The organism is Mycobacterium sp. pW045 (assembly GCF_041287085.1).
Lineage (GTDB): Bacteria > Actinomycetota > Actinomycetes > Mycobacteriales > Mycobacteriaceae > Mycobacterium > Mycobacterium algericum_A.
Map to the genome: position 1 here is coordinate 421,323 of NZ_JBGGKU010000001.1, position 12,675 is coordinate 433,997.

11 protein-coding genes are annotated in these 12,675 nt (G+C 66.5%); 5 read left to right on the plus strand and 6 right to left on the minus strand.

Annotation, left to right across the window (positions count from 1 at the left end; all coding sequences use genetic code 11):
- Window positions 1–61: 61 nt before the first annotated feature.
- Window positions 62–1,129 (plus strand): dihydrodipicolinate reductase, encoded by a 1,068-nt coding sequence (locus tag ACAG20_RS01895; RefSeq protein ID WP_112687797.1) that lies wholly within the window; start codon window positions 62–64, stop codon window positions 1,127–1,129.
- Here the strand turns inward: ACAG20_RS01895 and ACAG20_RS01900 are convergent.
- Window positions 1,126–1,701 carry a PepSY domain-containing protein gene (locus ACAG20_RS01900; protein WP_370491329.1) on the minus strand — a complete coding sequence of 192 codons (576 nt, stop codon included), beginning with the start codon at window positions 1,699–1,701 and terminating at the stop codon, window positions 1,126–1,128. The two genes, ACAG20_RS01895 and ACAG20_RS01900, sit on opposite strands and share 4 nt — an antisense overlap.
- Before the next feature lie 219 nt (window positions 1,702–1,920).
- Between ACAG20_RS01900 and ACAG20_RS01905 the strand changes: the two genes are divergently transcribed.
- Window positions 1,921–2,364, plus strand: coding sequence for an MmpS family transport accessory protein (locus tag ACAG20_RS01905; RefSeq protein ID WP_370491330.1), 444 nt, complete (start codon window positions 1,921–1,923; stop codon window positions 2,362–2,364).
- The gene (locus ACAG20_RS01910; RefSeq protein WP_370491331.1) at window positions 2,361–5,276 is read left to right on the plus strand and encodes an RND family transporter; all 2,916 of its coding nucleotides are present in this window, start codon (window positions 2,361–2,363) and stop codon (window positions 5,274–5,276) included. The genes ACAG20_RS01905 and ACAG20_RS01910 overlap by 4 nt, the downstream gene beginning before the upstream one ends.
- A gap of 7 nt (window positions 5,277–5,283) precedes the next feature.
- On the opposite strand, the gene ACAG20_RS01915 is transcribed toward ACAG20_RS01910, so the two are convergent.
- The 5 genes from ACAG20_RS01915 to nadD are packed head-to-tail and all read right to left on the minus strand — an operon-like array spanning window position 5,284 to window position 8,619.
- On the minus strand, window positions 5,284–6,135 hold the full coding sequence (locus tag ACAG20_RS01915; protein WP_370491332.1) for a DegV family protein: 852 nt from the start codon (window positions 6,133–6,135) through the stop codon (window positions 5,284–5,286).
- Window positions 6,136–6,142: 7 nt separating this feature from the next.
- The gene (octT, locus tag ACAG20_RS01920) at window positions 6,143–6,892 is read right to left on the minus strand and encodes a diglucosylglycerate octanoyltransferase (protein ID WP_112688839.1); all 750 of its coding nucleotides are present in this window, start codon (window positions 6,890–6,892) and stop codon (window positions 6,143–6,145) included.
- The gene (gene gpgP / locus ACAG20_RS01925) at window positions 6,882–7,562 is read right to left on the minus strand and encodes a glucosyl-3-phosphoglycerate phosphatase (protein WP_370491333.1); all 681 of its coding nucleotides are present in this window, start codon (window positions 7,560–7,562) and stop codon (window positions 6,882–6,884) included. Before gpgP ends, octT begins: the two co-directional genes overlap by 11 nt.
- On the minus strand, window positions 7,559–7,945 hold the full coding sequence (gene rsfS / locus ACAG20_RS01930; protein ID WP_370491334.1) for a ribosome silencing factor: 387 nt from the start codon (window positions 7,943–7,945) through the stop codon (window positions 7,559–7,561). The genes gpgP and rsfS overlap by 4 nt, the downstream gene beginning before the upstream one ends.
- Complete coding sequence (nadD, locus tag ACAG20_RS01935; RefSeq protein ID WP_370491335.1) at window positions 7,942–8,619, minus strand: nicotinate-nucleotide adenylyltransferase; 678 nt, start codon at window positions 8,617–8,619, stop codon at window positions 7,942–7,944. The genes rsfS and nadD overlap by 4 nt, the downstream gene beginning before the upstream one ends.
- A 157-nt stretch (window positions 8,620–8,776) precedes the next feature.
- Between nadD and ACAG20_RS01940 the strand changes: the two genes are divergently transcribed.
- Together ACAG20_RS01940 and ACAG20_RS01945 are read left to right on the plus strand one after the other, a co-directional pair.
- Window positions 8,777–9,769: a class I SAM-dependent methyltransferase gene (locus ACAG20_RS01940; protein WP_370491418.1), complete on the plus strand. Its 993-nt coding sequence runs from the start codon at window positions 8,777–8,779 to the stop codon at window positions 9,767–9,769.
- A 149-nt stretch (window positions 9,770–9,918) separates the two neighbouring features.
- Window positions 9,919–12,567, plus strand: a complete 2,649-nt coding sequence (locus ACAG20_RS01945) for a LuxR C-terminal-related transcriptional regulator (protein WP_370491336.1) — start codon at window positions 9,919–9,921, stop codon at window positions 12,565–12,567.
- Window positions 12,568–12,675 lie beyond the last annotated feature (108 nt).

Consider the following 12,675-nt stretch of genomic DNA (forward strand, 5'->3'; position numbering starts at 1 on the left):
GTCACAAGACCCGACGGTGCCACAATGGCCGTCGCGGCGCACCCGAATATGGTGGTGAGCCATGAACACACCGTTGCGAGTCATCCAATGGACCACCGGCAACATCGGGCAGCGCTCGCTGCACGCCATCATCGGACGTCCCGACATGGAGCTGGTGGGTGTGTACGCCCACGGCAAGGACAAGGTCGGCGTGGATGCCGCCGAGCTGGCCGGCTGCGCCGCCGAGACGGGTCCCACCGGGATCACCGCCACCGACGATATCGACGCACTGATCGCACTCAAACCCGACGCCTGCTGCTACAACCCGCTGTGGCCGAGCATCGACGAGTTGGTCCGGCTACTCGAAGCCGGGATCAACGTGTGCTCCACCGCGGCGTGGATCACCGGCGGCAAGCAGGCCCCGCAAGACCGCAACCGCATTGAGGACGCCTGCCGCGCGGGCAACGCGACGATGTTCGGCAGCGGCGCGCACCCGGGGCTGACCAACATGGTCGGCATGGTGCTGTCCGGGGCGTGCGAACGGGTCGACGAGATCCGGATCACCGAATCGGTGGACTGCTCGACCTATGAGTCGGCAGCCACCATGGCGGCGATGGGTTTCGGCCAGCATCCCGACACTCCCGGGCTCGCCGAGAGTGTCCGCGTCGAAAGCGAGGTGTTCGCCGAGTCTGCCGCCATGATGGCCGACGCGATCGGGGCGCAGTTGGACAAGATGACCTTCGACGTGCAGTTCACCGCCGCGACCGGTGACAGTGACCTGGGCTTCATGAAGATCCCGGCCGGCACGGTGGGCAGTGTCTTCGGGTATCACCGCGGCTGGGCCGGCGACCGCAACGTCGTCAGTGTGGGGTTCAACTGGATCATGGGCAGCCACGTCGCCCCGCCCAAACCGGTGGCGCACGGCCACGTGATCCAGGTGTTCGGGCGGCCGAACATGCGCACCGTCATCAACTGCCTGCCACCACGGGACTGGAGCGAGCCGAACCTCAACGGCTTGGGCTCGATCTATACGGCGATGCCGGTGACCAACGCGGTGCCGGCGGTGGTCGCTGCCCCGCCGGGCATCGTCACGCTGGCCGATCTGCCGCCGGTCACCGGTCGCGCCGCCGCGCTGAGCGGCGACGCTTAACGGTTGGTGGTGATCGCCCCGGACGCCGCGTCGACGGTGACGTCGCGTTCGATTAGGTCGGTGTCCCACACGTCGGCATCCCAGACGACGGTGCCGTTCATGTCGAGCAGGCTGAGTTCGGTGATCGAGCCGTTGGGCACCGCGGTCAACACCCTGTTCACCGCCGCCCGATAGTCCAGGCGGGCGCCCTCGACGTTGGCGCGGCGCTTGGCCTTGTCGGCATCGCTGTCCTCGGTCGCGGTCGGGCCGACCAGCACCGCCACCCCGTCGGATCCGATCTTGAGTTGCCGTTCGGCGCCGTCGGAGGTGACCACCCGCGCCTTCCAGGTTCCGGCGTCGCTGGACTGGCTCTCGATGAAGATCAGCACGCTCTCGGGCACTTGCGAAACAGCGAGGTCACCGGCCCGAAGCAGGGTACGCGGATCCGGCGGCGCGTCCGGACCCGACCACGAGGCTTCCGGCGTGGTCGAGTCCACCGCTTTCGAGCCTGACCTGCCGCTGCAACCAGCCAACGCCAGCGCTACCACGATGACCACTGCGCCGAATCGGACGCCATTCACCAGACCGTGCATCAGCGGCCATGCTACTGAAGCCCGATCGCCAGCGCCGCGCTACCGGCGACTTACGAACCGGCGAGCCTGGAAACGAGGGGTTGCGATCCTTAGCCAATCGAAGGTTATGCTGCCCGGGGGCAATTTTTGCGGCAGCCTTCGGCGCTTCCGGCCAGGCCGGGGAACAAACTGTCCGCTGCCCGCGTTCGACCGCACTATCGACCCGCGGAAGGCGGTGATATGAAGGCGATCCCGATCGGCGGAATACTCAGACGGTATTGGATTCCCTTGGTCTTCATCGTGGTCATCTTCGTATCCAGTGTGATTGTCACCCGACTGCACAAGGTGTTCGCCTCGCAGGAGCTCAACCCCCACGCCGGCGCCGGCATCGAGATCGTGCAGTTCAACCCCAAGTACGTCGCCTACGAGGCATTCGGCCCGCCGGGCACCAGAGCCGACATCAACTACTGGGACGCCGAGGCCAACGTCCACCAGATCAACGACGTGCCGCTGCCGTGGTCCTACACCGTCGTCACGGTGCTTCCCGCCGTGCAGGCCAACATGATCGTGCAGGGCAACTCCGGTGAGATCGGCTGCCGGATCAAGATCGATGACCGGCTGCTCGACGAGCGGCGTGCCACCGGGCTCAACGCCCAGACCTTCTGCCTGGTGAAGTCCGGATGATCAAACGCATCCGCAACCGGCTCGATCAGCACCAGGACCCGCACGTCAAACGACCGTTTTTCGCACACATGCTGCGCATCTTCGCGGTGCCGATCATCATCGCCTGGATCGTGTTCACCGTCATCGTGAACGTTCTTGTGCCCCAGCTGGAAGTGATCTCCGAAGAGCACTCCGCACCGCTGGCGCCGGTGGACGCACCGTCGATGATCGCCAGTCAGCTGGTCGGTAAGAACTTCCAGGAGTACAACTCCAACAGCACTGTGATGATGGTCGTCGTCGGCGAGGACGAGCTCGGTGACGACGCCCACCACTACTACGACGAGATCGTCAAGAAGCTGGTCGCCGACACCGACCACGTCGAGCACGCGCAAGACTTCTGGTCAGACCGGCTGACCGCGGCGGGCGTGCAGAGCTCCGACGCCAAAGCGGCGTACATCATGCTCAACCTGGTCGGCAACCAGGGCATGACCGAAGCCAACGATTCGGTGGTGGCGGTCCGCAAGGCCATCGACGACACACCGGCGCCACCCGGGGTGCAGGCCTACGTCGCCGGGCCGGCGGCGCTGACGGCCGACCTGCGGGCGATCGGCGACGCCAGCCTGGTGAAGATCACCCTGTTCACCATCGGCGCGATCGCGATCATGCTGTTGATCGTCTTCCGCTCGTTCGGCGCGATGTTGACGCAGCTGTTCCTGACCCTGTTGGAATTGATCTGCGCCCGTGGTGTGGTGGCCTTCCTCGGCTTCAACAATGTCATGGGCCTGACGACGTTCGCGGTCAACATCATGGTGATGCTGGCCATCGCCGCCGGCACCGACTACGGCATCTTCCTCATCGGCCGCTACCGAGAGGCCCGGCGGGCCGGCGAGGACCGGGTCGACGCGTACTACACCACCGTGCGCAGCGTCACCCCTGTCGTGCTCGGATCGGGGCTGACCATCGCCGGGGCGTCGGCGGTGCTGTACTTCACCCGGCTGCCCTATTTCCACACCATGGGCATCCCGGTATCGGTAGGCATGATCGTCGTGGTCGCCGCGGCGCTCACCTTGGGACCCGCCATGCTGGTCGTGGTCACCAGTTTCGGGCTGCTCGATCCCAAACCGGCCAAGCGGGGCGGGTTCTGGCGCCGTGCCGGGATCTCGGTGGTGCGCTGGCCGGCACCGATCACGGTGGCGAGTCTGGCCATCATCATGATCGGGCTCGTCGCCCTGCCCGGCTTCAAACCCGGCTACGACGACCGGCAGTATCTGCCCAAGGACACACCGGTCAACGTCGCTTATGCCGCCGCAGAGAAACACTTCTCGGCGGCCCGGATGGCGCCGGACATCACCATGGTGACCTCCGATCACGACATGCGTAACCCGGCCGACATGCTGGTCCTGGACCGGGTCGCCAAGAACATCATGCGAGTGCACGGCATCGCGATGATTCAGGACATCACCCGCCCGCTGGGGATTCCACTGCAGCACAGCTCGATTCCGTTTCAGCTGAGCGCGGCCAACCAGCTGATGATGCAGAACATGAAGACGCTCAAGGACCGGATCAAAGACATCGATACGATCTCCCAGCAGCTGGACAAGGACATCTCGCTACTCATCGAGATGTACGGCTACCTGCAGGAGGTGGACCGGACCTTCGAAGACACCGCCGAGGTCACCCAGCGCACAGTGGAAGTCACCGATCGGATCCGCGATCACCTCGCTGACTTCGACGACCAGTTCCGACCGCTGCGCAGCTACTTCTACTGGGAACCACACTGTTTCGACATCCCGATGTGCTGGGCACTGCGGAGCACATTCGACACCACCGACGGCGTCGACCAGCTCTCGGAGGAGATGCACAACCTCTCCGCCGACATCACGAAGACGGCCCGGCTGCTGCCGCAGGCGGTCGAGTTGCTGCCGGCCGTGGTGGACACCATGAAGATCATGCGCGGTCTGGTGTTGACCGTGCACTCGACGTTCTCGGCCTTCGTCAACCAGATGGAGGATCTGAGCAATACCCAGATCATGATGGGCCAGAGTTTCGACGACTCGAAGAACGACGATTTCTTCTACCTCCCCGCAGAAGCCTTCGACAACAAGGACTTCCAGACCGGGCTACGGTTGTTCATGTCGCCGGACGGAAAGTCGGCGCGCTTCTTCGTGACGCACCAGACTTATCCGGCCACCGCCGAGGGCATCAAGCGGGTCGAACCGGAACGGATCGCCGCGCAGGAGGCCCTCAAGCAGTCGTCGTTGTCGGATGCCAAGGTCTACGTCGGCGGGATGGCCGCCCTCTACGAGGACATGCAGAATGGCGCCGAGTTCGACCTGTTGATCGCGGTGGTCGCGTCACTGACGCTGATCTTCCTGATCATGATGATGATCACCCGCTCGCTGGTGGCCGCCACGGTGATCCTGGGCACCGCGTCCAGTTCGATCGCCGCGTCCTTCGGCATCTCGGTGCTGATCTGGCAACACATCTTCGGTCAACATATCTATTGGGTGACTTTGGTGCTGGCGGTGATCGTGCTGCTGGCGGTCGGGTCGGACTACAACCTGCTGCTGGTCTCGCGGTTCCAAGAGGAGATCCACGCCGGACTCAAGACCGGCTATATCCGGGCGATGGCCGGCAGCGGTGGCGTGGTGACGTCGGCGGGCATGGTGTTCGCGGCGACCATGGGCATCATGTTCTTCTCCGATCTCAAGGCGATCGGCATGTACGGCACCACCGTGGCGATCGGGTTGCTGCTCGACACCTTCGTGGTCCGCGCATTCTTCATGCCGTCGATTGCGACGCTGCTGGGCAAGTGGTTCTGGTGGCCGCAGGTGGTCCGGCCGTGGGGTCCCAATAAGAACATCCGCGGCATCGCGGCGCACCGTCCGCGTACCGGGGCCGCCGCCGACACCGACAGGTTTGCCACGCAGTAGAACGTGGTCAGACCCGGCCGGGGCCCGCGGTGGGATCGACGTCGACACAGACCGCCACCGCGCCCGCCCCGACGTGAAGCGCCAACGTCGAACCCAGGCCGGTGATGAGGGCCGGTGCGCAGGCCGGTAACCGCTCGGCCAGTGCGTCGGCCACCTCACGAGCCCCATCCGGATTGGCGACGTGATGCACGGCCAGCGCGGCCGGCCGATCGCCCACCACCTCACAGACGCGGTCGATCATCGAGGCGACGGCCTTGCCAACGGTGCGGATGCGCTGTGCCAACACGAGTTTCCCGTCATCGACGGCGAGCAGCGGCTTGAGCGACAACGCGGTCCCCAGCCAGGCCGCCGCGCTGCCGATCCGGCCGCTACGGCGCAGGTTGTCCAGCCGGTGCACGACCAGATAGGCGTGGCTGCGCAGCACAGCCGCTTCCGCCGCGGCCACCACGGCGTCGAGGTCGGCGCCGCCGGCGGCAGCGCGCGCAGCGGCCAGCGCCGCGAACCCGGTGCCCATCGCCGCAGACCGCGAGTCGACGACCCGCACCCCGGAGAGCTGGGCGGCGACGTGCTCGGCGGCGCCGAACGTGCCCGACAACGCCGCCGAGATGTGGACCGCCACCACCCCGGCGCCGGCGCTGTCGCCCAGCGCGGCCCGGTAGGCGTCGGTGAGTTCCTCCGGGTTGGTTCCGGCCGTGCTGACGCCGTCGCGGGCATAGATGTCCGCTGGCACGTCATCGATGCCGTCGCGCAGATCAGCGCCGTCGAGCAGGATGTGCAGCGGCACCACCCGGATACCCCACCGGTCGCGCAGCTCCGCGGGCAGGCATGCCGACGAATCGGTGATGACGGTGACGGTCATGGACGGGTCACGCCGACGATCCGGGAACGCCCGCCTCAGCCAGCGCTTTGAGCATCAGTTCGGCCACGGCCCGGTGCGCTTCGAAGTTCCAGTGGATGCCATCCGGGTTGGCCCGCCCGCTCATGACCTCGTCGGCCACCGCCGCCTTCAGATCGACCAGCGTGACGTCCTGACGCTGCGCCCATTGCGTGATCGCGTGCACCGTCGGCTCCCGCCCCTGGTGAGCCCGACCATAGGTGTCGGCGATGTGAACTGATGGCAGACAGGCCACAATCGGGATTCCTGGCCGGTTGAAGTCTATTGCGCCCCTGGTCATCTCGAGATAGTCGGCGGTCAGTTGCGGCGGCAGCGCCGCTCGTGCCCGCGGCGAGAACCGCGGCTGCAGCCAGCCGTATCCATCGCGGACCCAGCGCCGCAGCCGGGGCGGGCGAACATACCGGATCAACTCACGCAGCGCGGTCGGCCACACCGACGGCAGCGAGTCCATCCCGCTGGTGGCGATGATGACGGCCCCGGCACGAGGCAGCGCAGCCCAGGCGCGCGGGTCCTGGGTGGCCGCCCACCACACGTCGCGGCTGGTCCAACCGATCCGCCCGATCAGCTCGACGTCCCAGCCGAGTTGCGCGCCGACGATGTTCGGCCATATCCGCGGGTCGTCGGCGGGCAGCCCGCCGGTCGGCCCGTAGTACGACAGTGAGTCGGCGAAGATCAGCAGCGCGGGGCGCTTCTCGGCCGGCGGCAGGGGTTCAGAGGACATCGCCGGCCACCTGCGCCGAAGCGTTCCAGACATCGAGGCGCCATCGCACATCAGCGAAGTCGCCGGCGCCGTCGGACTCCTCGGAGTACCCGCTGAGCTGGGTCCAGCTGGCGTTGGCCATCCCGCCCAGCGCCGGCCAGTTCTCGACCGGAAGACGCAGCAGCGCAGCGGTCAGCGCTGCGATCAGGCCGCCGTGTGCGACCAGCACCACCGGCCGGTCCACCTGGTCGGCGCTCCCCCAGGCCGGCTCGCCGGCCACCAACTCGGCGACCAGCGGTTCGCTGCGCGCGGCCACATCCACCCTGCTCTCGCCGCCGTGGGGAGCCCACCGGGCGTCGTCGCGCCACGCCAACCGCGCGCCCGGCGCCGCGGCGTCGACTTCTTCGTGGGTCAGCCCCTGCCAGTCACCCAGGTGCGTTTCGCGCAACCGGGTGTCGACGCGGACCGGCAGCCCGTTGTGCTCGGCCAGCACCGTGGCGGTGTCGTAGGCGCGCCATAGATCCGACGACACGATCAGCAACGGGTGGCGCTTGCGCAGCACCTCGGCCGCCGCAACCGCCTGCGCGCGACCGAGGTCGCTCAGGACGGTGTCCAGCTGGCCCTGCATGCGGCTGCCGGCGTTGAACTCGGTCTGGCCGTGCCGTAACAGGATCAGCCGGCGGACCCTCACGACGCGTCCTCCGGGGCCGGCGCAGGCCCCAGGTCGACCGGCACCACGGGGCAGTCCTTCCACAGCCGGTCGAGCGCATAGAAGTCGCGCTCGTCCTGGTGTTGGATGTGCACGACGATGTCGACGTAGTCCAGCAGCGTCCAGCGGCCCTCGCGGGTGCCCTCGCGGCGCGCCGGCTTGTGGCCGGCCAGCCGCATCTTCTCCTCCACCTCGTCGACGATCGCGTTGACCTGCCGTTCGTTGGATGCCGAGGCGATGACGAAGCAGTCGGTGATGACCAGTTGGTCCGAGACGTCGATGACGACGACATCGGTGGCCAGCTTGGCGGCGGCGGCCACCGCGGCCACCCTCGCCATGTCGATCGCCTCTGAGCCGGCCGTCATGCGTTGTTCCCGGCCGGCAGGCTGGTGGATCGGCCCACCGCCTTGTTGGCGTCCGAGCCGTCGCCGCCGCGGTAGAGCCGGCGTTTGGACACATACTGCACAACGCCGTCGGGCATCAGATACCACAGCGGCCGACGCTGCTCGGCGCGCTCGCGACATTCGGTCGACGAGATCGCCAACGCCGGAATCTCCACCAAGGTCAACGCATGCTCCTCCAGTTCGCCCAGCACACCGGTGATGTGGTCATGCCGCAGCTCGTATCCGGGGCGGCTGACCCCCACGAACCGCGCCAGGTCGAACAACTCCTCCCAGCCCTGCCAGGACAGTATCGACGCCAACGCGTCGGCACCGGTGATGAAGTACAGCTCGGAATCGGGGTTCAGCGCATGCAGGTCTTGCAACGTGTCGCGCGTGTAGGTGGGACCGGCCCGGTCGATGTCCACCCGGCTCACCGAGAAGCGCGGATTGGACGCGGTGGCGATCACCGTCATCAGGTACCGGTCCTCGGCCGCCGAGACGTGCCGATCCTTCTGCCAGGGCTGCCCGCTGGGCACGAAGACGACCTCGTCCAGCTTGAATTTGTGGGCTACCTCGCTGGCCGCGACCAGGTGGCCGTAATGGATGGGATCGAACGTCCCGCCCATCACCCCCAGCCTGCGTAGCCCGACATGCATGGTTGGCCAGCTTACTGGACCAGCGGAAACAGCATCACCGGACGGCCGCCGGCCGGTTAGCCCCGTTGCCGCGGCAAAGCATCGCCGGATCGTGTAGAAGAAGGCGGTGGAAGATTTGTCTCCGAGATCAGATGTGGCGCGATCGGCGAAGGACGCCATGCTGCGGCGTTTCTACACCCGGGCACGGATCAGTGGTCAGGTCGTGCTTCCGGCCGTCCCGAGCATGCTGGACGAATACGTCTCGATGTGTGACACCGTGTTCGCGGGCCTGGGCAAGCGCTTCAACGACGCCGAACTCGCCCATCTGCGGGGGGTCTTGGCGGGTCAACTGAGTGCGGCCTATTCGGCATCCCCACGCTCGAACATCGTCATCTCCTACGACGCCCCGATCGGCCTCACCCTGAACTACACGGTCCGCGCCGAATGGACCTCGATCGAGCAGGCGTACGAGCGCTGGCTGGAGACGCGCGAGCCCCCGCTGTTCGGCACCGAACCCGATGCCCGGGTCTGGCAGCTGGCCTCCGAGGCCCCGGCTCCGGCTACTTATCGCATACTCGATATCGGCGCGGGCACCGGCCGTAACGCCCTGGCGCTGGCACGTCGCGGGCATCCGGTCGACGTGGTGGAGATGACTGCAACGTTCGCCGATATCCTCAGGCAAGAAGCGCAACGCGACTCGTTGGACGTGCGCGTCATCGTGCGTGACGTTTTCGTCGACGCTGACGACCTGCGCGACGACTACGACTTGATCGTGCTCTCGGAGGTGTTGACCGATTTCCGGTCGACGCAACAGCTACGCAGTCTTTTCGAGCTCGCCGCCCGGCATCTGGCTCCGGGTGGGCGGTTGGTGTTCAACGCGTTCCTGGCCCGCGACGGCTACCGCCCCGACGATGCCGCCCGCGAATTCTGTCAGCAGGTGTACTCGACCTTATTCACCCGTGATGAAATGTCAGCTGCGGCAGCAGGATTGCCTCTCGAGATCCGTGCCGATGAGTCCGTCCACGACTACGAGAAAGCACATCTGCCCGACGATGCCTGGCCACCCACCAGCTGGTACATCGACTGGGTGAGCGGACTCGATGCGTTCAGGACCTCGCGCGAGGCCAGCCCGATCGAGTTGCGCTGGCTGGTCTACGAGCGGGCCCGCTGACTGGTCGGCCGGCTAGCGATTTCCCCCTGGTGCGCAGCGTATTTAACGCCGCCGTAAACCTTTGTCGTGCTGCCGCGGAATTATCTGCACCTCCGCAGAATCGCGCGTAACTTAAGTCGCACGCAGTTGTCCGGGGGAGGTCGGAACCTTTGCGCACGACGACTGAATCTTCCGCGTGGCCGATCGTCGGCCGCGACGACGAACTGCGTGCGGCGCTGGCGACGCTCGGGCCGGATTCTGAGTATCAGGGCATCGCGCTGGTCGGCGACAGCGGCGTCGGCAAATCGACGCTTGCCCGCGCGCTCGGGGCCCGCCTCACCGCGGCCGGCCGCGCGGTCCGCTTCGTGCTGGGCACCCAGACCGGGTTTGACGTGCCGCTCGGTGCATTCTCCCGGTCGGTGACGGTCGATGCGAGCTGCGAACCGGCTGCGATGTTGGCGATAGCGCACCAGAACCTCGCGGCCGACGATCGCCCGGTGGTCGTCGTCGACGACGCCCAACTGCTGGACCCGTTGTCGGCCACCCTGGTCTATCAGCTAGCCGCCGAGGGCACCGCGCAACTGATAGTGGTGATCCGGTCCGGCGAAACGCTCCTCGACGCGGTGGCCGCGCTGCTCAAAGAACGGCTGCTGTTGAACATGCGCATCAACCCGTTCACCCGCGAACAGACCGGTGAACTCGCACGCCGGGTGCTCGGGGGTGTCGTCAGCACGCAGGTGATCAACCGGTTACACGACCGAAGTGGCGGAAGTCCGCTGTATCTGCGCGGACTGCTGCGAGCCGGCCGCGACAACGGCGTCCTGGTGCAAGACGAGTACGGCTGGCAGCTCAAGGGTTCACTGCACGCCGACCAGGAACTCGCTGTCCTGTTGGAGTTTCGGCTCCAGGCCCTTACTCCGGACGAACTGGAGGCACTCGAGATTCTTGCGATTGCCGAGTTGCTGGACTGGGAAGTCTTCCGCGAAATCTGTTCTTCCGAAGCTGTTTCCGGACTGGAACGTCATCGCTTGATTCACCTGGCCTCCGACGGCGGGGGAACTCTGGTCCAGGTGACCCACCCGATTTTCGGCGAGGCGGTGCTCGAACGTATCGGTGTAGTGCGCTCGCGCCGACTCAACGGGTTGCTGTTCAACGCGTTTGACGAGTATTTCCGCAGAGGCGGTCGGCGCCTGCGGTTGCCCGACGTTCGCGGCAAGATCCGGATGGCCCAGTTCATGATCTGCAGCGACCTGGAGCCCGACTTTGAGTTGATCATCGGCGCAGCGGTGCGGGCAGCGACGATGTCCAACCTCGCCCACGCAGAAGAGCTGGCCCGCTTCGCCTTTGACCGCGACGGCGGCTTATCGGCGGCGCTCGTGCTCGGCGACACACTGCTGTGGCAAGGCCGAGGCGACGAAGCCGAATCGGTGCTGACCGATGTCAGCCTCGACGGCGCCGACGACGCCGCGATCGTCGACTGGGGTCGCGTACGCGCGTCGAATCTGTTCTGGAACTGCGGTGAGATCGACGCGGCACAGCAGGTACTGGCCGAGGTCACCGGCCGCGCCCACTCAGAAGTCAGCGCCGCGCTGGTCCATGCGCTGGAGACGGCTTTCGCGTTCTTCACCGGCGACCTTGCAACGCCACTCCGCGACGGGACATCGCTCTGCGAAGCAGACATATCCCCGATGGCGACGGCCCTGGCTGCCCTGCCGACCGCACACGCGCTGGCCAAAGCCGGACGCTTCGGCGAGGTCAACGGAATCGCCCAGATAGGATTGCGCGCCGCTGCGAACAGTCGCTCCGGGATGATTCGATTCGGGCTCGGTATCGCCGAGGTGACGGCACTCGTCGACGCCGGGGATTACTCCGCTGCCGAACGAGCCGCGGAACGCTATGCCACCATGGCGGCCGGGGTGCCGGAACCCGATGCGATGGTCGGTGTGCTGGTCGGCCTGATCCACCTGGCACGCGGCCAATTGCCATTGGCAACTTCGCTATTTCAAGACTCGGCGCCCGTACTGACGGGCGCTGCCCCATCGCTGTGGCCGATGCTGGCCAACGCTTGGTCGGCTCAAGCCGATGCGGCGCGGGGCAACTCCGTGTCGGCGTCTATCGCACTGCGACATTGTGAGCAGGCCTACGGACCGCAAATCGCGGCGTTCCTGCCGGAACTGGAGCTTGCCCGGGCCTGGGAGCGGGTGGCGCACGGTCAGACCTCCGATGCCCGGACCCACGCGCTGCGAGCGGCACAGATCGCCCGCCGGTCCGGGATGCTCGCTGTCGAGGTGCGCGCGCTGCACACCGCGGTCCGATTCGGCGACCGGTCGCACGCGGACCGACTGGCAGAGCTCGCCAAGGAGTTGGACGCTCCCTTGCCGGATGCGGTTGCCACCCAAGCTCGTGGCCTGGCCGACCGTAACGCCGACCTGTTGAGTGTCGCGTCGGAGCGGTTCGCGGCCATCGGTGCGTTCGCGTTCGCCGCCGATGCGGCAGCCCAAGCGTCCGCTGAGTACGGGCGCGTCAGTCAACGCGGCAAGCAGTTGGAGTCGGCGACCCGGACCCAATGGTTGGCCGGGCAGGGCGACATCCACACTCCCGCCGTCGTGGCGGTGACGCAGCCACTGCCGATCACCGACCGTGAACGAGAGATCGCGATGCTCGTTGCCGCCGGCCTGCCCAACCGTCAGATCGCCGATCGGCTTTCTGTCTCGGTACGGACCATCGATGGCCATCTTTACCGAATGTTCGCCAAGCTCGGCATCGAGCGGCGCGACCAGTTGGTCCGTCTGCTCGACGGATTCCGATCAGAGGCCTGAGCCAAGCTACGCGCAACGCCGTTGGCGTTCACAGTGATCACGTCATGACAAGACCGCGGCCGCCGGATTTGGATCTCCGACGACCGCGGTCGTGCCGTGGCCGGTCTC